16 protein-coding genes and 1 pseudogene are annotated in these 18,497 nt (G+C 62.2%); 5 read left to right on the top strand and 12 right to left on the bottom strand.

The window, feature by feature from the left end; translation table 11 throughout:
• Nucleotides 1–3 precede the first annotated feature (3 nt).
• The 4 genes from P3T40_RS15120 to P3T40_RS15105 all read right to left on the bottom strand — a co-directional run bounded on the left by P3T40_RS15120 (nt 4) and on the right by P3T40_RS15105 (nt 5,797).
• Nucleotides 4–2,049, bottom strand: coding sequence for an acetyl/propionyl/methylcrotonyl-CoA carboxylase subunit alpha (locus P3T40_RS15120; RefSeq protein WP_429268526.1), 2,046 nt, complete (start codon nt 2,047–2,049; stop codon nt 4–6).
• A gap of 67 nt (nt 2,050–2,116) precedes the next feature.
• The gene (locus tag P3T40_RS15115; RefSeq protein ID WP_429268525.1) at nt 2,117–2,902 is read right to left on the bottom strand and encodes an enoyl-CoA hydratase/isomerase family protein; all 786 of its coding nucleotides are present in this window, start codon (nt 2,900–2,902) and stop codon (nt 2,117–2,119) included.
• 31 nt (nt 2,903–2,933) lie between these two features.
• Nucleotides 2,934–4,541: a carboxyl transferase domain-containing protein gene (locus tag P3T40_RS15110; protein ID WP_429268524.1), complete on the bottom strand. Its 1,608-nt coding sequence runs from the start codon at nt 4,539–4,541 to the stop codon at nt 2,934–2,936.
• Between the two features lie 74 nt (nt 4,542–4,615).
• On the bottom strand, nt 4,616–5,797 hold the full coding sequence (locus P3T40_RS15105) for an isovaleryl-CoA dehydrogenase (protein WP_429268523.1): 1,182 nt from the start codon (nt 5,795–5,797) through the stop codon (nt 4,616–4,618).
• A gap of 232 nt (nt 5,798–6,029) precedes the next feature.
• Between P3T40_RS15105 and P3T40_RS15100 the strand changes: the two genes are divergently transcribed.
• A complete protein-coding gene (locus tag P3T40_RS15100) occupies nt 6,030–6,839 on the top strand; it encodes a TetR/AcrR family transcriptional regulator (RefSeq protein ID WP_429268522.1) in 810 nt (269 codons plus the stop codon).
• A gap of 27 nt (nt 6,840–6,866) precedes the next feature.
• Here P3T40_RS15100 and P3T40_RS15095 read toward each other — a convergent pair.
• Nucleotides 6,867–7,042 (bottom strand): annotated as a pseudogene (locus P3T40_RS15095) (4-hydroxybenzoate 3-monooxygenase); the annotation flags it as partial.
• A 156-nt stretch (nt 7,043–7,198) separates the two neighbouring features.
• On the opposite strand from P3T40_RS15095, the gene P3T40_RS15090 reads away from it, so the two are divergent.
• On the top strand, nt 7,199–8,002 hold the full coding sequence (locus P3T40_RS15090; RefSeq protein WP_429268521.1) for a DUF72 domain-containing protein: 804 nt from the start codon (nt 7,199–7,201) through the stop codon (nt 8,000–8,002).
• A gap of 39 nt (nt 8,003–8,041) precedes the next feature.
• Here P3T40_RS15090 and P3T40_RS15085 read toward each other — a convergent pair whose 3' ends face one another.
• The 3 genes from P3T40_RS15085 to P3T40_RS15075 form a co-directional block, all read right to left on the bottom strand.
• Nucleotides 8,042–9,064: an aldo/keto reductase gene (locus P3T40_RS15085; RefSeq protein WP_429268520.1), complete on the bottom strand. Its 1,023-nt coding sequence runs from the start codon at nt 9,062–9,064 to the stop codon at nt 8,042–8,044.
• Between the two features lie 94 nt (nt 9,065–9,158).
• On the bottom strand, nt 9,159–10,025 hold the full coding sequence (locus P3T40_RS15080) for an NmrA family NAD(P)-binding protein (protein ID WP_429268519.1): 867 nt from the start codon (nt 10,023–10,025) through the stop codon (nt 9,159–9,161).
• Nucleotides 10,026–10,074: 49 nt separating this feature from the next.
• Entirely contained in the window at nt 10,075–10,416 is a 342-nt protein-coding gene (locus P3T40_RS15075; protein WP_429268518.1) for a DUF4148 domain-containing protein, read from the bottom strand.
• Between the two features lie 160 nt (nt 10,417–10,576).
• Here P3T40_RS15075 and P3T40_RS15070 point away from each other — a divergent pair, with 160 nt between their 5' ends.
• Together P3T40_RS15070 and P3T40_RS15065 are read left to right on the top strand one after the other, a co-directional pair.
• Entirely contained in the window at nt 10,577–11,491 is a 915-nt protein-coding gene (locus P3T40_RS15070) for a LysR substrate-binding domain-containing protein (RefSeq protein ID WP_429268517.1), read from the top strand.
• 417 nt (nt 11,492–11,908) lie between these two features.
• A complete protein-coding gene (locus P3T40_RS15065; RefSeq protein ID WP_429268516.1) occupies nt 11,909–12,667 on the top strand; it encodes a hypothetical protein in 759 nt (252 codons plus the stop codon).
• 26 nt (nt 12,668–12,693) lie between these two features.
• Here the strand turns inward: P3T40_RS15065 and P3T40_RS15060 are convergent, their stop codons facing one another.
• Complete coding sequence (locus tag P3T40_RS15060) at nt 12,694–14,511, bottom strand: putative bifunctional diguanylate cyclase/phosphodiesterase (protein ID WP_429268515.1); 1,818 nt, start codon at nt 14,509–14,511, stop codon at nt 12,694–12,696.
• 42 nt (nt 14,512–14,553) lie between these two features.
• On the opposite strand from P3T40_RS15060, the gene P3T40_RS15055 reads away from it, so the two are divergent.
• Nucleotides 14,554–14,850 carry a hypothetical protein gene (locus P3T40_RS15055; protein ID WP_429268514.1) on the top strand — a complete coding sequence of 99 codons (297 nt, stop codon included), beginning with the start codon at nt 14,554–14,556 and terminating at the stop codon, nt 14,848–14,850.
• Nucleotides 14,851–15,319: 469 nt separating this feature from the next.
• On the opposite strand, the gene P3T40_RS15050 is transcribed toward P3T40_RS15055, so the two are convergent.
• From P3T40_RS15050 to P3T40_RS15040, 3 genes are read right to left on the bottom strand one after another with little or no spacing between them, the layout of a single operon-like run.
• On the bottom strand, nt 15,320–16,147 hold the full coding sequence (locus P3T40_RS15050; protein ID WP_429268513.1) for an ABC transporter permease: 828 nt from the start codon (nt 16,145–16,147) through the stop codon (nt 15,320–15,322).
• Between the two features lie 13 nt (nt 16,148–16,160).
• Nucleotides 16,161–17,417, bottom strand: a complete 1,257-nt coding sequence (locus tag P3T40_RS15045) for an ABC transporter permease (protein WP_429268512.1) — start codon at nt 17,415–17,417, stop codon at nt 16,161–16,163.
• 17 nt (nt 17,418–17,434) lie between these two features.
• Nucleotides 17,435–18,496 (bottom strand): ABC transporter substrate-binding protein, encoded by a 1,062-nt coding sequence (locus P3T40_RS15040; RefSeq protein WP_429268511.1) that lies wholly within the window; start codon nt 18,494–18,496, stop codon nt 17,435–17,437.
• Nucleotide 18,497 lies beyond the last annotated feature (1 nt).

The raw sequence follows: 18,497 nt of genomic DNA, 5'->3' as shown, positions 1-18,497 counted from the left end.
ACGTCACGCCGCGCCAGACAAACCAACCTCAAGCACCAGCAACTGCGCGCCATCCGCCACCTGATCGCCGACGGCATACAGCACTTCCGAGACCGTACCGGCCGCCGGCGCACCGATCGTGTGCTCCATCTTCATGGCTTCCATCACGATCAGCGGCGTGCCTTTCTCGACCACCGTACCCGGCTCCACCAGCACAGCGATCACCTTGCCGGGCATCGGCGCGGTGAGACGCCCTTCCCCGTGTTCGGCATCCGCGGCATGCGCAAGCAGGTTTTGCCATTCGAAGGCCTGCGCCTCGCCCAGGCAGAACACATGAAACACGTCGCCGTCCACGAATACGCGTCCCGTGACATGTGAGTCGCCAATCGTCGCGCCGAACTCATGCGCGCCCGTGCCGCTCCACCACGTAAAGCCGTCGCGCTGACCCGCGTATTCCAGCGTTTGTGCGCCGCTATCACGGCTATCGCGGGCGAACGTCACGGCAAAAGCGGTTTCGCTATCGATATCGCGCCAGGCGAGCGTCTGCGTATAGCCGCCGTTCAGGCGCCAGTGCGACAAGGCATCCCACGGCGACGCGCCATGCGCGGTGCCGCCTTCACGCGTGAGCAACGCAGCGCAGGCGAGCGCCAGCGCTTCACGGAAGGGCTTTTTCACCGGCGCGAACAACGCATCGTGATGCCGCTCGATCAGGCCGGTATCGAGATCGCCGCTCGAGAAAGGCTCGCTTGCGACAATACGCTGCAGGAACTCGACATTGGTATGCGGGCCCACCACCTCGCAAGCCCGCAATGCGCGGCTCATTCGCGCCAGCGCTTCGGCACGCGTTGCGCCATGCACGATCAACTTGGCGATCATCGGATCGTAGAACGGCGTGATCGTGTCGCCTTCGCGCACACCGCTATCGATCCGCACCGGCGCACGTGAGCCAGGCGAATCCGTCGAACTAATCGTGAACTCCACGCCTTCCGGCATGCGCAGATGCTTGAGCGTGCCCGTCGACGGCAGAAACCCGCGCGCCGGATGCTCTGCATAGATCCGCGCTTCGATGGCATGACCGTCGAGTTTCAGTTGCGCCTGCGTGAGCGGCAACGGCTCGCCAGAGGCCACGCGCAATTGCCATTCGACCAGATCGAGGCCCGTCACCATTTCGGTCACCGGATGCTCGACCTGCAGGCGCGTGTTCATCTCCATGAAGTAGAAATCGCTCGAGCCAGTCATGATGAACTCGACCGTGCCCGCGCCCACGTAATCCACCGCGCGCGCCGCAGCAACCGCCGCCTCGCCCATCTCGCGCCGCAATTCGGCGGAGAGCCCTGGCGCCGGCGCTTCTTCCAGCACCTTCTGATGGCGGCGTTGCACGGAGCAATCGCGATCGAACAGATATACGGCCCCGCCATGCTGGTCGGCAAACACCTGCACCTCGACGTGGCGCGGCCGCGTAAGATACTTCTCGATCAGCACCCGGTCGTTACCGAAGCTGCTGGCCGCCTCGCGTTTGCACGAAGCGAGCGCCGCCGCAAAATCTTCGCTGCGCTCGACCACCCGCATGCCCTTGCCGCCGCCCCCCGCGCTCGCTTTGAGCAGCACCGGGTAGCCCATCGAATCCGCTTCGCGCTGCAGCAGTTGCGCGTCCTGATCGTCGCCGTGATAGCCAGGCACCAGCGGCACAGCCGCTGCATGCATCAGCGCCTTGGCGGCCGCTTTCGAACCCATCGCCGCAATCGCTTCGACCGGCGGTCCGATAAAGACGATGCCTGCTGCTTCACAGGCCTGCGCAAAATCTTCGTTCTCCGATAGAAATCCGTAGCCCGGATGCACCGCCTGCGCGCCGGTTGCGAGCGCCGCGGCGATGATGCGTTCGTAGCGAAGATAACTCTCAGCCGCGGTCGAACCGCCGATATGCACCGCTTCGTCACACGCTTCGACATGCTTCGCGTTGGCGTCCGCGTCGGAATATACCGCCACGCTTGCGATGCCGAGACGCTTGCAGGTCGCGGCAACCCGGCAGGCAATCTCGCCGCGGTTGGCGATCAGAATCTTGTTGAACATGAGGTGTCTCGCTGAGTTGTCCTGTTCAGGACCGTTGTTCTGCGGTTTTTCGTGGCGTGCGGCGACGTCAGTTGCGCCACGCGGGCGCACGCTTTTCAAGGAACGACGCCACCCCTTCGCGGCCCTCTGCGCTGGCGCGCACGCGGGCAATGCGCGAGGCCGTGTCTTCGATCAGCGTCTCGTCCAGTTCGCGCCCCGCGATATCCTGCACGAGCTGCTTGCAGGCTCGCACCGCGTGGGGGCCGTTGGCGCACAGCGTCTCGGCCAGTTGCTGCACGGTCGCATCGAGCTTGTCGTCGCTCACCGCTTCGCTGACGAGTCCCAGACGCAGCGCCGTCGCGCAGTCGAACAGTTCGGCGGTGGTGAAATAGCGGCGCGAAGCCTGCTCGCCGAGCGCGCGAATCACGTAGGGGGCGATGGTCGCGGGAATCAGGCCGAGGCGCGCTTCGGAGAGGCAGAAGCGCGCCGTATCCACCGCCACCACGATGTCACAGGCGCAGATCAGCCCCATGCCGCCCGCGTAGGCATCGCCATTGACGCGCGCGATCACCGGCTTGCTGCAGCGGTAGATCGCCGACAGCATCGCCGCGAGACGCAAGGCATCGGCACGGTTCTCTTCATCAGAGTAACCGGCCATCTTCTTCATCCAGTTCAGATCCGCGCCCGCGCAAAACGCCTTGCCGTTGGCGGCCAGCACCACCGCTCTTACGTCATCGCGCCCGTTCAGCGCCTGAAACGCTGCGGTCACTTCCGCGATCATCGTTTCGTTGAACGCATTGCGCACGTCGGGACGATTCAGCGTCACCGTCGCCACCGGGCCGGCAAACGTCAGGCTCAAAGTTTCGTATTGCATATCAATCGACTCCTTCGCTCGGGGCCCGCCGTTACATTCTGAACACGCCAAACCGCGTGTCTTCGATCGGTGCGTTCATCGTTGCGGACAGCCCAAGGCCGAGCACATCGCGAGTTTGCGCCGGGTCGATCACGCCGTCGTCCCACAGGCGGGCGCTCGCATAGTACGGATGGCCCTGGTGTTCATATTGCTCGCGAATAGGCTGCTTGAACGCCTCTTCCTGCTCGGCGGTCCACGTGCCGCCCTTGCCTTCGATGCCGTCACGCTTGACCGTCGCCAGCACCGACGCCGCCTGCTCGCCACCCATCACCGAGATGCGCGCGTTCGGCCACATCCACAGGAAGCGCGGCGAATAGGCGCGGCCGCACATGCCGTAGTTGCCCGCGCCGAACGAGCCGCCGATGATCACCGTGAACTTCGGCACCTTGGCCGTCGCCACCGCCGTCACCATCTTGGCGCCGTTGCGCGCGATGCCTTCGTTTTCATACTTGCGGCCCACCATGAAGCCCGTGATGTTCTGCAGGAACACGAGCGGAATCTTGCGCTGGCAGCACAGTTCGATAAAGTGCGCGCCCTTTAACGCCGACTCCGAAAACAGGATGCCGTTATTGGCGATGATGCCAACCGGATGACCCCAGATATGCGCGAAACCGGTCACGAGCGTCGTGCCGTAGCGCGCCTTGAATTCGTCGAAGGCGGAATCGTCGACGATACGCGCAATGACTTCGCGGATATCGAACGGCTTGCGCGTGTCGACGGGAATCACGCCATACATGCTCTTCGGGTCGTAGCGCGGCGGCTTCGGTTCCTGCAGCGCGACCGGCACCTGCTTCGTGCGATTCAGATTGCCGACGATACTGCGCGCAATTCCCAGCGCATGCGCGTCGTTCTGCGCCAGATGATCGACCACGCCCGACAGACGTGTATGCACGTCGCCGCCACCCAGGTCTTCCGCGCTGACCACTTCGCCAGTCGCTGCCTTCACCAGCGGCGGGCCGCCGAGAAAAATCGTCCCCTGGTTCTTCACAATGATCGACTCGTCGCTCATCGCCGGCACGTACGCGCCGCCCGCCGTGCACGAACCCATCACCACCGCGATCTGCGGAATGCCGGCCGCGGACAGGTTCGCCTGGTTGTAGAAGATGCGCCCGAAGTGATCGCGATCGGGGAACACGTCATCCTGATTCGGCAGATTCGCACCGCCGGAATCCACCAGATATACGCACGGCAGATGGTTTTCCGCTGCGATCTCCTGGGCGCGCACGTGCTTCTTCACCGTCACCGGATAATACGTGCCGCCCTTCACCGTGGCGTCGTTGCAGACAATCACGCATTCCTGACCAGCGATGCGGCCAATGCCGGTGATCACGCCGGCACCCGGCGCATCGTCGTGATACATGCCGAACGCCGCCAGTTGCGACAGTTCCAGGAACGGCGTGCCCGGATCGAGCAGTTGAGCGATCCGGTCGCGCGGCAGAAGCTTGCCGCGCCCCACGTGCTTGTCGCGCGCGGCCTGGCCGCCGCCCAGCGCGAGCTTTTCGACTTTGGCGCGCAGGTCGGCAACCAGTGCCTCGAGCGCGGCCGCGTTGTTGCGGAAATCGTCCGAGCGCGGATTCAGCTTTGTTTCGATGATCGGCATTGCGTGGCTCTCCTGTGCGCCGCTGTTCTATTCACCGCCCGGCTATGCCGTGCGGCCTGAGTGGCACGAGTCAATCAAGCCGTTTCTGCAAACAGTTCGCGGCCGATCAGCATGCGGCGGATTTCGCTGGTGCCCGCGCCGATCTCATAGAGCTTCGCGTCACGCCACAGACGTCCCACCGGATACTCGTTGATGTAACCGTTGCCGCCGAGAATCTGGATCGCTTCGCCGGCCATCCACGTGGCTTTTTCAGCGGTATAGAGAATCACGCCCGCGCAGTCCTTGCGCATCTGGCGCACATGTTCCGAGCCCAGCGTGTCAAGCTGACGACCAACCGCATACAGATACGCGCGGCACGCCTGCAGCGTGGTGTACAGATCAGCCACCTTGCCCTGGATGAGCTGGAATTCGCCGATCGACTGACCGAACTGCTTACGGTCGTGAATATAGGGGACCACCGAGTCCATCACCGCGACCATGATGCCGGTTGGGCCGCCCGCGAGCACCGCGCGCTCGTAGTCAAGCCCGCTCATCAGCACCTTCACGCCGCCGTTCAGTTGACCGAGGATGTTCTCTTCCGGCACTTCAACGTTCTCGAACACCAGCTCGCCCGTATGCGAACCACGCATGCCGAGCTTGTCCAGCTTCTGCGCAACCGAAAAACCCTTCATGCCTTTTTCGACGATAAACGCCGTAATCCCGCGCGGGCCGGCTTCAATATCCGTTTTTGCGTAGACCACCAGCGTGTCGCAATCCGGCCCATTGGTGATCCACATCTTGGTACCGTTCAGCACATAGTGGTCGCCCTTCTTGTCGGCGCGCAGCTTCATGCTGACCACGTCCGAGCCAGCGTTCGGCTCGCTCATGGCGAGCGCGCCGACGTGTTCGCCGGACACCAGCTTCGGCAAGTACTTCTGCTTTTGCGCCTCGGTACCGTTGCGGTGGATCTGGTTCACGCACAAGTTCGAATGCGCGCCATACGACAGGCCAACCGAAGCCGACGCCCGCGAGATTTCTTCCATCGCGATCATGTGCGCCGTATAGCCCATGTTGGCGCCGCCGTATTCCTCCGAGACAGTCATACCGAGCACGCCCAGATCGCCGAACTTCTTCCACAGATCCATCGGGAACTGGTCGGTACGATCGATTTCAGCGGCGCGCGGCGCAATTTCTTTCGCCGCAAAACCCGAGAGGCTGTCGCGCAGCATTTCGATCTCTTCACCAAGCGGGAATTGCAAACCGGGCAGGTTACTCATTGCAGTGTCTCCAGGAATTCGTAGGCGTTCGTGCGCGGTAGGCGGCGCTCGCGGGCGCGGCGGCCTCGCGCGGTTGCACAAGGCGAATTTCACGCTAGATTTACGTATACGTCAATAGGTATTTTTGAGTGATACTCAGATATCTGTCAGGCGCCTTTAGTCCTTGTGTCAGCGTGCTAAACTCAACGCCACCGGGATCCCAGAATCTCGAAACTTGAACTGGACTCAGATGATGGCCACACCGAAGGCCGTAACCACGTCGGAAGCGCCCGCGTCGCGCCGCCAGCCGGCCGGCCGTAAATCGCAGCAGCGCGTGAAGGAAATCCTTCAGGCCGGGCGCGACGTGTTCTCCGAGAAGGGCTACGAGCGTGCCACGACGGCAGAGATCGCCCAGCGCCTCGGGATCTCCGAGGCAACTGTATTCAGCTACTTTCGTGGCAAACGCGAGTTGTGCGCGCGGGTGATCGGCGATTGGTACGACGAAATCATCGAGGCGATCGAAACCGGTCTGCCGCGCGACGGCAGCGTGCGCCAGCAGTTCGCCTTCATCGTGCGGACGCACCTGCGGCTGATGCTGGTGAACGGCACGGACCTGTGCGCGCTGGTGCTTTCGGAAGGCCGGGCGCGGCATCACGAACTCAGCGAAACGCTTACGGATATGCAACGGCGCTACACGGCGCCGCTGATGCGCGTGCTCGCGCATGGCCAGGAAACCGGCCAGGTGCGCGCGGATGTGCCGCTACGGCTCTTGCGTTCCATGGTATTCGGGCCGATGGAGCACGTCTTGTGGGACGCCACGCTCGCTAATCGCCGCACGGATATCGAAGCCACTGCGGACAGCCTGATCGAGGTGTTATGGGCCGCTTTGCAGCCGCCCGATGCGGCGCTGGCCGCGTTGGTGCAGTTCAGGCACGAGGTAGGCGAAGCGAGCCGGCGCCTCGAAGCCGCGGAGGCGGCTGAGGCAGCGCAGAAGGCAGTGGCAAGCGAAGCCGCGCCGGCCGCGCGGCGCAGCAGGAAGGTGGATGGCGCAGGTAGCGCGTAGCGGCGCGCTTCCGGCAAGCGCGTTGCGCTATACCGGCGCCATACCCACGTAGTTTTCCGCCATTGCAGTAGCCGCCGCACGCGAGGTCGTGACGTGCTCCAGTTCCGCCACCTGAGGCTGTTGCTCATCATGCACGTCATCCAGTACGAGAAATGCTCGGCACGCCAGATGCGCTTGAACGAAGCGGGAGACGGCTTTCTCAGACCTTACGCGTCGAAACGACGGCTGCGTTAAGCTATGCGCTCGCCGAGTTGCACGACGAATTCACCGCAGATCGATCGTGTGGCATCGAGCTTGCTGTGTTTACTTCCGAATCCGCCGCCCCGCAAGGCAAACGAAAACAACGAGGAAAACCGCATATGGCAACGCGCACGAAACCGCGAATCCGGGTTGGCATTGGAGGCTGGACCTACGCCCCATGGCGTGGCGTGTTTTATCCGGAAGACCTGACGCAAAAGCGCGAACTCGAATACGCAAGCCGCCAGCTGACCACGATCGAAATCAACGGCACCTTCTACGGCTTGCAAAAGCCGGAGAGCTATATGAAGTGGCACGACGAGACGCCCGACGATTTCGCGTTCTCACTCAAGGCACCGCGCTACGCGACGAACCGGCGCGTGCTGGCCGAAGCTGGCGACAGTATCGAACGCTTCTTCGGCAGCGGCCTTGTGCATCTGAAACACAAGCTTGGGCCGATCAACTGGCAATTCGCCACGACCAAGCAGTTCGATGCAGAGGACTTCGAAGCGTTCCTGGCCTTGCTACCGAAGAAACTGGACAGCCTCACGTTGAGGCACGCCGTGGAAGTCCGCCACGAGAGTTTCCGCAACGAAGCGTTCGTCGCGCTGGCGCGCAAATACAGCGTGGCGATCGTCCTCGCCGGCGACAGCGACTATCCGCAGATCGCCAATATCACCGCGCCGTTCGTGTATGCGCGCATCATGGGGACTTCCGAAAAGCAGGCCCAAGGCTATTCGAAGAAGGCGCTCGATGCGTGGGCGGAGCGGGCACGCCAGCTCGCCACAGGCACCGTCCCTGAGGATCTCGAACCTGTCGAGGCGAAGGCCACCGCAAAAAGTGAGCGCGATGTTTACCTCTACGTAATTAGCGGCTTCAAGGAGCGCAATCCGGCCGCGGCGAAAGCGATTATTGAGCGGCTTTGATAGCCGCGGCTACATTTGAACGACGGCCGCGGCACGTAATCAGACCACTACCCGATCCTTGTCATGGAACTGCTGCATCCAGTAAGGATACGGCAGGTTCGGCTGCGAAACCTGATTCAGACGTTCGGTCTGCGCTGCGGTCAACGCAATTTTCTGAGCGTCGAGGTTAGCGGTCAGTTGGTCGGGCGTGCGCGCGCCAACAATGACGGAACAGACTTCGCGGCGCGCCAGAATCCAGGCCAATGCCACCTGCGCCGGTGAGGCGTTCAATTCCGTAGCGATGTCGCACAATACGCGCACGACAGGATCCGCCTTTGCCGGATCGATCGGCGGAAAATTCAGCTTGGTTCGACGCCCGGTTTCGCCGCTGCTTCCCTGCGTGTACTTACCGCTCAGGTACCCGCCCGCGAGCGGACTCCACACCAGAAGCGCAACACCATTCGCTTTTGCCACGGGCGCGATGTCATGCTCGACGTCGCGGCTCGTCAGCGCATAGTGAACCTGATTGCTGACGACGCGGGCCCAGTGCGTGCGGGCGGTAATTCCCTGTGCGCGCTCCAGGTCGCCCGCGCTGAAATTGCAGACCCCGACGTGACGCACCTTGCCCTGCCTCACAAGGTCGTCAAGAGCACGAAGCGTTTCTTCCAGCGGAACAAGTTCATCGCGATCGTGCAGTTGAAACAGGTCGATATGATCGCGGCCGATACGCCGAAGACTCGTCTCCACCGACCGCATGATGTGCGAGCGGCCGAGCCCGACGTCGTTGGGGCCGACTCCTGTGCGCAGCCGAACTTTGGTCGCGACCAGCATGCGCGACTCGTCGAGTCCAAGATCAGCCAACGCCTGACCGACGACCACTTCAGACTGCCCTTGCGAATAGGCGTCAGCCGTATCGATCAGGTTGATACCGCGGTCGACGGCCATCGCGACAAGCCGCGTGACCTCTCCACGGTCGAGACCGGCAATTTCGCCCCAGATTCCGGTACCGGCGCCAAAGGTCATGGCGCCAAGGCAAAGACGGGAAATGCGCAGGCCTGACCTGCCGAGTGTGCTGTATTCCATAGCGAACCCCTTGATATGAATCCTTTGATGAACGATGAGCGGAAAGCGCCCGGCGACGCAACATCCTGTACGTGCCGCCGGATGCGCCCGCGCGTTAGGCCGCCTGCGAAACGAGGCCTCGCAGAACGGTTTCCAGTTCCACTTCGCCCTTGACGATGTCGGCTTCCTCGCCTTCGAAGGCAATGAATCCTTCATTGAACCCGTCGAGCATACGCATACGCGGCAACGGTTCCTTCATGCCTTGGGACCGGAACAGCCCGTCCCATGTTTCGCGCGGCACCACCTCCGCACGAACCGGACGACCGAGTACCTGGGCAAAAGCCTCGGCCAGGTTGTTCGGGCTCACACGCTGCGGCCCCTCCAGTTCGACGACCCGCACGCCGCGCCAGGTTTGTTGAAGCAGTTGCGCGGCAACGCGACCGACGTCCGCGGTCGCGACCATCGGCACAGCCTTGTCGAGCGGATACAGAAAGCTGGGGATCATCCCTTCGTCCCGGGCCGGCGCAACGTCCCATGCGGCATTTTCCATGAACCAGCCGGGCCGCAGGAATGTCACGGGCATCGGTAAATCGCGAAGCGCCTGCTCCATCAGCGTCCGTTGCGTAAGCAGATTGGTCTCGGAGGCCTGCGCGCCGATCGTCGACAGGCAGACCACCTTGCCAGGTGCCGCCGACTGAAGCGCCCCGCGCACGGCGTCAATGACAGTACGTGCCTCGGGGAAGCCCGGCGACGGATCGAACTCAGACGGCGGCAGAATGAACACGCCTTGCGTGCCCGCGAAAGCGGCGGTAAGGGACGCCGCATCGTCCATGTCGGCTGTCACCACTTCACACCCGCGCTCCACCCACGAACGAGCCCGGGCGACATCGCGTACAACCGCGCGCACCGATTGGCCCGCTGCGAGCAACGTGCGCGCCACCGCACCGCCAACTTTTCCAGTGATCCCTGTTATTGCATACATTGCAGCTTCTCCTTGCGTAGATTTCGTTTTCTGTCACCTGACGTGCCAATCAGTGATGCGCGTAAAGCGGCTCGATCGGTGCATTCGCGAGGGCCGCTCCTGCGGTGGCGCGGTTGCCCGACGCGAACGAACCGCTGGGCGCACCGCCCACGCCACTGCCGACGATTGACCCGGCACCCTTGTGCGAGGCCACAGCCGCTTCGGCTGCCTGAATGTCGGTGGGGTAATGCAGATCATTGGCGCGGGCGGGCCAGTAGCCGACGCCTTCCAGTTGTACGAGTTCTGCGCGCACCTGCGCACGAGTGACAGTCGGACTGGATTCCTGAGCGTATCCAGCGACAGGGAAGGCGATGGCCGCCGCGATGGCAAGCACGAGATGACGGGTATTCATGGCAATGCTCCTTTGAATCGTTGAGGTCCAAATGGACCGTTGGGATGCATTGTGGGCAAACGCGACGAGAAACTAAATGACACGAATGACACTTGTGAAATGACAACCAGTCACTAATGGGTCATAGTGCGGTTTTTGACGCACTGTGCGTGGAGCGCCTATGAGATCGTCCAGCGAGAATCTCTCTAGCGGTATCAGCGTATTTGCTGCCGTCGTCGATGCGGGGACGTTCGCAGCCGCGTCCGAATTGATGGGTATGTCGCCACCCGGGGTTAGCCGGGCCATCGCTCGACTCGAAAAGCGGCTGAAAATACGGCTGTTCAATCGGACGACCCGCGCCGTTTCCCTCACTGAGGAGGGCCGACGGTTCTACGAGCAGGTCATGCCGCACTTGAGGGGAATGGAAGAGGCGGCCGCAGCCGCGGCAGGAGGCGTCGTAACAGTACGCGGGAAGCTGCGAATCAATCTTGATCCGGCTTTTCTGCGCATCGTTCTGAGCCCTAAGCTCGACGAATTCATGGATGCGCATCCTGAACTTGAACTCGAGTTCATTGCGAGAGATCAGCTTGGCGACCTCATCGTGGACGGCTTCGATCTGGCCTTGCGATTTGGCGAACCTCGCTCATCCAGTCTGATTGCGCGAAAGCTTCTGGACACCGCAGTTGTCACCGTCGCAGCACCCTCGTACCTCGCTCGCCGGGGGCGGCCAGCGGAACCTCAAGAGCTGGGTCGCGGAGTGCACCGGTGCCTCGAATTCCGGAACCCGGAAACCGGAAAGCCGTATCCGTGGGAGTTTCATCGCAAGCGCAAAAAGCTGGTTGTCGAAACCAATGGACGGCTTACGGTGAACGATCCGAGCGCACTCCTCAACGCGTGTCTGGCCGGCTCCGGCGTCGCGCAGATGCTACTGCTCGGAGCGGAACCTCTGATTCGGGAGGGACGGCTTGTCAATCTTTTCCCAGACTGGCCGGATGAGCGCTTCCCGCTCTATGCGTACCATCCATCGCGGCACCATACGCCGGCCAAGACAAGGGTATTCCTTGACTTTATCGTCGCTTTGACGAGCACGGGTTAGCAAGTCGAAGCAGGACGGTGATCGACATTCCGCGCGAATCCACCTGTAGCACCGTGACGATACTCATCAATATCCGCCACTGCCACCACTACCGCCACTACCGCCACTGCCGCCGCTGCCACCGCTGCCGCTACTACTACCACTGCTGGACGTCGTGTCGCCGTGCGTGCCCGTGTTTGACGAGCATCCCGCTGCGGCGACCGCCAGAACTATCAGGAATGCTGCAAATAGCCGCGTTGATTTCATGATCACCTCCGCTGAGCGCGGCGAGCGCGCTCGTTGTCTGCCAGCAAGCGTCAACGTCATGGGTAAACGTAAGGCGGAGCCACTCTATTCCATCGAGATCTGCGGGAAAGATGGAATAGACGGCCCCGCTGATTCGTTTAGACACCATGCCCTAACCGACGGCAGACTTCGATGAACATTCGTCAGCAGCACTTCATTCGGCCTGGCGGCGCAACGCTGCTGATGGTATTCGTCGCATTGGTCGCTGGCTGCGGAGGCGGTGGCGGTGGTGGTGGCAGCAGCACAAGCAGCACGTCGATGGTCTCGATTGCAGGTACGGCGGCAACCGGCAAGGCGCTTGCAAACGCGACGATCAGCATCGACTGCGCGCGGGGCTCGATGTCGGTCGCGGCAGACGCGAACGGAAACTACCACGCGACGCTCAGCGCAGTGACGCCATGTGTAATCTCTGCGACCTCGGGCGGGACGATGCTGCATTCTGTGGCGTTCGCTGGCGGCACGTACAACGTCACGCCGGAGACGGATCTGTTGCTGTCGTTTCTGGCGGCCCAACTCGGCACGAATGAAAGCGGGCTCATCGCCGGCTTCGCGCTAAACGCGCAATTTCAGCAGACGCTGCAGAATCAGACCGAGGTTCTGACTGCGCAGACCGCCGTGGTCCAGAATCTGCAGCAGATGTATGGGGTTACGCTTTCCACCCCCAATTTTCTGACCACCTCATTTGCCGTCGGTCAACCCGGGGAGGACAGCGATCTCGAAGCGCTCCTCGCTCACGGCGCGATCGACGCCAATGGCGAACCGGACGCCGCCGCGGTCACACTGATGTCCACGATGGGGGCCGCACATCCCATCGCGCCGCCGGCCTCCAGCACAGGCGGGACCGGTGGGACCGGGGTGGGTGGCACGGGGAGCGCTGGGGGCATGATGTGAACAACGGGACAAACAATGCCCTTGGGTCAGAGTAATTTCACGGCGAGGTCCTCCGCAGAATAGCTACGGCTGGATCCGGAAGAACGCGCACGAAACAAAGCGGTGAACTCTTCCGCGGGTAGAGGTCGTGAGAAAAGATAGCCCTGCCCAGTCTGGCAGGACCATTCCCGAAGCAACGTTGCCTGTTCACGCGTTTCAATCCCCTCGGCCGTGACGGACAGTCCGAGAGACTGCGCCATGGAGATGATTGCGCGAACGATCGCATCGTCCTCGGCACTCGTGCCAATGCCCTGAACGAAGGACCGGTCAATCTTCAGAATATCCAGCGGCAACCTGCGAAGATAACTCAGCGACGAGTAGCCGGTACCGAAGTCATCGATTGCGATCGTGATGCCAAAGTTTTTCAGCTTCCGGAGCGTCTCGATACTTCTTTCCGTATCCCGCATGATCAGGCCCTCCGTGACCTCCAGTTTCAGCGAGGCAGCCTCGATGCGAGCACCAGACAGCGCTGCAGCCACATCGGCAACGAGGTTGGGATCATCGAACTGCCTGGGGGAGAGATTGACGCTGATCTGCAATGGCGGCTCAGTTGGAAACTCCCGCTGCCAGCGGGCGACCTGCCGGCAAGCCTCTTCCAGCACGTATCGTCCGAGCGGAATGATCAGACCGCTTTCTTCTGCAATCGCAATGAACTCGGACGGCGGCAACAAACCGCGCGTGGGGTGCTGCCACCTCACGAGCGCTTCCATTTCATGGAACCCTTCGGCCTGAAGCTGCACGATGGGCTGGAAGTGCACGCGCAGTTCGTGATGCTCGATCGCGAAGCGCAGGTCTGTTTCAATCTCCAGCTTTTTGACCGCCTCCGCGTGCATGTTTTCTTCGAAAACCACATAGCGGCCCTTCCCGCCGTTTTTGGCCCGGTACATCGCCACGTCGGCATCCCGCAACAACGTGTCAGCATCGCCACGGCCGTGGCCGGCGTGCGCGAATGCCAGCCCGACGCTCGCGCCGACGATATATTGTTTGTTATCGAGGTCGAACGGCTGGCTGAATTGCGCAAGGATATTTTCCGCGACCAGGGTCCCTTCGCTCGTCGCTTCACTCCCCAGGTGTTCCAGCAGGATGACGAACTCGTCGCCGCCCAGCCGCGCGACGGTATCCGACGGACGAACACATCCTTCGAGGCGCTTGGCCGCAGCGATCAGCAGACGGTCTCCCGCATGATGTCCAAGGCTGTCGTTGACTCGTTTGAAGTTATCCAGGTCGATGAAAGCGACCCCGATCATTGCATTACGCCTTCGCGCGCGGGCTTCCGCCTGGCTAATACGATCAAGCAGCAGTGCGCGGTTCGGTAATGAGGTGAGCGTATCGTAGAACGCCCTTCGCGCCAGTTGCTCCTCGAAGTTCTTTCTTTCTGTGGTGTCGCTCGCCGTCGCCACGATCGCGCCGACCGCCGGCTCATCGAGCAGATTCGTCAAGGTGAGCTGAATATAGCGCCAAGCATCGTCCTCGCCTCGAGTACGGATTTCGATGGACTTCGTGGATCGAGCCGTCGACGACACGGTCTGCAACAGACCCTCCAGCGTGGGACGGTCAGAGGGATGGATCGGATCGAGCAGACTAGTGCCGACGAGCTGGCCCAGATTCTTCAACGGATCCGGCCTTCGCGTCGGCGCCTCGTAAGTCACCATCCCGTTGATATCGGAAACGAGTATCGCATCCGATGTGTTTGCGACAAGCGCCTGCAGCCTCTGTTCGCTCGTGCGCAGCGCATCCTGGGCCGCCGCATCCGCATTCTCGCGAATACGCCGCAGCATCTGAAGAAACAGCAGCGTCAGCCCCACCCCGATCGCCAGGACCACCGGCGTCGATATCAGGACGATGCGTTGCACGGCAACGAGCCGGTCGAGTTGCCTCGTTGCATCGTCGCGGTGCTGTGCCGCGGCTGCGAGGACCTTTTCCTCGATATCGTCGAAGAGCGGATCGGCCGAATCCTCGTCGATTTCATTGGCTCTCGCGATGTCGTGATCATCGACGGCCTTGAACATCGGCTTTGCGAACGATCGATACTTCGCGTGCTTCTCCAGCAAGCCGAGCAGCATGGTGGTGCTACCAGGCTCAAGTGCCAGCGCCTTCTTCAGCGAAGCATCCAGTGCTGCACCAGCCTCGCTGTGCTCGCGTAGAACCTCCGGACGTGGGTCCAGGAAGTACTTGCGTTCGGCCGATTCTTCCCATGCGACGCTGTAGCGGGCTTCCTCGAAAGCTTTATCCGCCTCGTTGGCAGCTTGCGCGGCAAAACCTGCGCTCAAGCTTTCATAGGCTCCCCAGAAGGCCAGAAGCGGCACGCTCAACAGAACGAGGACAAGTCCAAATACCGCGGTACGCCGCGCGGGGGGCACGTTCAAGGACGGCTGCGCAAGGCGGTCGGCTCCTCCGTTGCTTCGCCACAGGTAACGATGCCTTTGTGTACCGTTCGGTCTGGTCACCATTGCTCTCCGGTCCCGGTCCACGTTTTGTCGGACCACCGCTTGTTAACGGCACGCACGGGCCTTTCTAAAGGTCTCGTGCGGGTGGATTGCCTGCCTGGTGTTTTACCTGGGTGGCCGGGCGCATCGGCATGCTGCAAGGCATGCCGATCGCCGGCGTCAACAGTCAGACTGACGACGCGGCGGCCGCCCTGCCCCGCAGCCAGTTCATCGCGCTGAAGAGTAATGTCGCGAACACGATCAGCACCGTCGCCACCGCGAGGATCGATGGGTCGATCTGGTCGCGGATGCCGCTCCACATCTGACGCGGCACCGTACGCTGCTCAGGACCACCAATGAACAGGATGACGATCACCTCGTCAAACGACGTGGCGAACGCAAACACACTGCCCGTCGCGACAGCCGGCGCGATCAGGGGCAGCGTGACGCGGCGGAACATCGTCCACGGTCGCGCGCCGAGACCAGCGGCGGCGCGCAGCAGGCTCTGGTCAAACGACAGCAGTGAGGCCGTCACCGTGATCACGACGAACGGCGTGCCAAGCGCCGCATGCGCGAGCACCACGCCCGGATACGAGTTGACGAGTCCGCGCGGCGAGAAGATGAGATAGAAGCCGGCCGCGACCACGACAATGGGGATGATCATCGGCGAAATCAGCAGCGGCATCACGATCGAGCGAAACGGGAATACCGATCGGCTCAACCCGAGCGCCGCGAGCGTGCCAAGGCAGGTCGCGATCAGGGTCGCGACCGCGCCGATGCCGATGCTGTTCGCGAATGCTAGCTGCCAGTCGTGCGAGCCGAAGGCCTGCTGGTACCAGCGCAGCGAAATGCCGTCCATCGGATAAGAAAAGAACGAACCCGAGTTGAACGACAGCGGCACGATCGCAAGGATTGGCGCGACAAGAAACAGGAAGATCAACGCGCAATGCACGCGCAGTCCCATGCTTGCGATCCGCTCGGTGAGGGTTTGGGTTTGGTGACGTGGAGGTTGCATGCCGGTCTCCCCGCTAGCCGAATCGCAGCCGGTCGATACCGACCAGCCGGTTGAAGACGAAATAGAACACCGCCGTAAAGATCACGAGATAACACGACAGCGCGCCCGCGAGTCCCCAGTTGAGCTGCTCGTTCGTCTGCGAAGCGATCAACTGGCTGATCATCTCGTCCCCCGCTCCGCCGAGCAACGCGGGTGTGATGTAGTAGCCGAGCGCGAGCACGAAAACGAGAAAGCAGCCCGCGCCAACACCCGGCAGCGTCTGCGGAATATAGACCCGAATGAACGCCGTCACCGGATGCGCGCCCAACGATTGCGCGGCGCGCACGTACACCGGCGACACGCCCTTCATCACCGAATAAATCGCGAGGATCATGTACGGCAGCAGAATATGCGTCATGCCGATCAGCACGCCGGTGCGGTTAAAGATCAGCGGCACAGGATGGTGGATGAGGCCGAAGCGCAGCAAGGCGGTATTGATGACGCCGCCCGGCTGCAGCAGGACATACCACGCAGTCGTGCGCACCAGCAGCGAAGTCCAGAACGGCACGATCACGAGAAGCATGAGCCGGTTGCCCTGTTTCGGGGGCAACGTGGCAAGCAGATACGCGACCGGGTAACCAAGCAGCAGGCACAACAGCGTGACGGTCCCGCTGATCTGGACGGTGCGCACGAAGGCGGCGCGATAGATGGCGCTGTCCGCAGGCACCGACGTCACTGAGCCGTCCGGCGCGACCTGCGCATCGATCGCGTTGAGCAGGTAGTCGGGCGTCGGCGACGTGGCGGCGCGTTTCAGCAGCCGCCATGTTTCGGGCTCGCCCCAGCGCGGATCCATCTCGATCAGCGCCGGCTTCCACGCATCGGGCGTCTGCGAGCGGGTCTCGCGCGCTGTCTTCATCAGCAGGCTGCGAAATTCCGGCTGATAGAAGTTCATCCGGCGCGCGAGGTTGCCGAGTTCGCCGCCTTCGGCGGACTGCCGCAAACCCTGCCCGAGCGCCGCAAATACCGGCTCGCCGGGTACGCCGTTGCCATCCCACGCGTGCAGCGCCGCCGTCAGTTGCGGCATGCTGCCGCGCACTTCGGGATTCTGCACGCTGCGCGCAAGCAGGCTGGCGATGGGTGCGATAAAGGTGGCGAGCAGGAACACGAGCAACGGCAAGGCCAGCAATAACGCCTGCATGGCGGCCTTGCGACGCGAGCGTTTCCAGGCATGACGATCGCCGCCGGAGTTGCCGGCGCCGATCGTTACCGTAGGTTGCAGTGACGTGTTCATCGTCTCGCCCATTGCCGTTATTGCGTGAGCCACACCTGGAAGCGCTTGTTGATCGCATCCGCGTTGTCGGCCCAGAACGTTGCGTCGATCTGCAGCGGACGCTTGAAGTTGGCCGGCGCGGTAGGCAGATCGCCGAGGCGGCTCTTGTCGATCAGCGGAATCGCGTCCTTGCGCGGCGGCGCGTAGGCGATGTACTTCGACAGATCCGCGTAGGCCTGCGGGGTGGATGCGGAGACGATAAACTTCGCCGCGTCGGCAGCGTGCTTCGCACCCATCGGAATGCCCCACCACTCATAGTCGTACACCTGTGCGTCCCAGACGACCTTGAACGGCTTGCCGTCCTTGTGGGTCGCATCGTCGATACGGCCGTTATAAGCCTGAGTCATCACCACCGCGCCGTCCGCGAGCAGTTGCGGCGCCTGCGCGCCGGCATCCCACCAGACGATGCTCGACTTGATCGTGTCGAGCTTCTTGAAGGCACGGTCGACGCCTGCAGGCGTGCCGAGCACCTTATAGACTTCCTTCGGCGCGACGCCGTCGGCAATCAGCGCCCACTCCATCGCCACCTTCGGCGATTTGCGCATGCCGCGCTTGCCGGGATATTTCTTCAGGTCGAAGAAATCGTTGATGGTGGTGGGCGGCGTCGTCAGCTTCGTCGTGTCGTAGGCAAACACGGTCGACCACACCATCGCCGAGACGGCGCAATCGCTGATCGAGCCGGGCAGAAAGTCGCTGGTATTGCCGAGCTGCTTGCGGTCGAACTTCTGCAACAGGCCTTCGTCGCACGCCGTGATGGCGTCGTTGGTTTCCAGGTCGATCAGGTCCCACGTGGGGTTCTTCGCCTGTTCCATCGCGGACAGCTTCGCGAGGCCGCCGTCGTACGATTCCGTGGAAAAGCCGATGCCGGTCTTCGCTGTGAACGGCTCGAACCAGGCCTGTTTGGCGGCGGATTCATAAGCACCGCCAAACGTGACGACTGACAGCGTGTCAGCCGCGTGCGCTGTCGAGGCAAGGACGGAGAGGACTGTGACAGCGGTGAGAACAGCGCCGTGCGGGATACGGGAGCGAGTAGCGTGCATT

The sequence above is a fragment of the Paraburkholderia sp. EB58 genome (genome assembly GCF_050436665.1).
In the GTDB taxonomy this organism is placed as follows: domain Bacteria; phylum Pseudomonadota; class Gammaproteobacteria; order Burkholderiales; family Burkholderiaceae; genus Paraburkholderia.
The sequence above is the reverse complement of the archived record's forward strand: the minus strand, read 5'-3'. Positions and strand labels throughout refer to the sequence as shown.

Coding starts and splice junctions, on each gene's coding strand:
- P3T40_RS15100 (WP_429268522.1), top strand. CDS start 6,030: ATGGCCACACCGAAGGCCGTAACCACGTCGGAAGCGCCCGCGTCGCGC.
- P3T40_RS15065 (WP_429268516.1), top strand. CDS start 11,909: ATGAACATTCGTCAGCAGCACTTCATTCGGCCTGGCGGCGCAACGCTG.
- P3T40_RS15115 (WP_429268525.1), bottom strand. CDS start 2,902: ATGCAATACGAAACTTTGAGCCTGACGTTTGCCGGCCCGGTGGCGACG.
- P3T40_RS15120 (WP_429268526.1), bottom strand. CDS start 2,049: ATGTTCAACAAGATTCTGATCGCCAACCGCGGCGAGATTGCCTGCCGG.
- P3T40_RS15105 (WP_429268523.1), bottom strand. CDS start 5,797: ATGAGTAACCTGCCCGGTTTGCAATTCCCGCTTGGTGAAGAGATCGAA.
- P3T40_RS15085 (WP_429268520.1), bottom strand. CDS start 9,064: ATGGAATACAGCACACTCGGCAGGTCAGGCCTGCGCATTTCCCGTCTT.
- P3T40_RS15090 (WP_429268521.1), top strand. CDS start 7,199: ATGGCAACGCGCACGAAACCGCGAATCCGGGTTGGCATTGGAGGCTGG.
- P3T40_RS15075 (WP_429268518.1), bottom strand. CDS start 10,416: ATGAATACCCGTCATCTCGTGCTTGCCATCGCGGCGGCCATCGCCTTC.
- P3T40_RS15040 (WP_429268511.1), bottom strand. CDS start 18,496: ATGCACGCTACTCGCTCCCGTATCCCGCACGGCGCTGTTCTCACCGCT.
- P3T40_RS15110 (WP_429268524.1), bottom strand. CDS start 4,541: ATGCCGATCATCGAAACAAAGCTGAATCCGCGCTCGGACGATTTCCGC.
- P3T40_RS15070 (WP_429268517.1), top strand. CDS start 10,577: ATGAGATCGTCCAGCGAGAATCTCTCTAGCGGTATCAGCGTATTTGCT.
- P3T40_RS15080 (WP_429268519.1), bottom strand. CDS start 10,025: ATGTATGCAATAACAGGGATCACTGGAAAAGTTGGCGGTGCGGTGGCG.
- P3T40_RS15045 (WP_429268512.1), bottom strand. CDS start 17,417: ATGAACACGTCACTGCAACCTACGGTAACGATCGGCGCCGGCAACTCC.
- P3T40_RS15050 (WP_429268513.1), bottom strand. CDS start 16,147: ATGCAACCTCCACGTCACCAAACCCAAACCCTCACCGAGCGGATCGCA.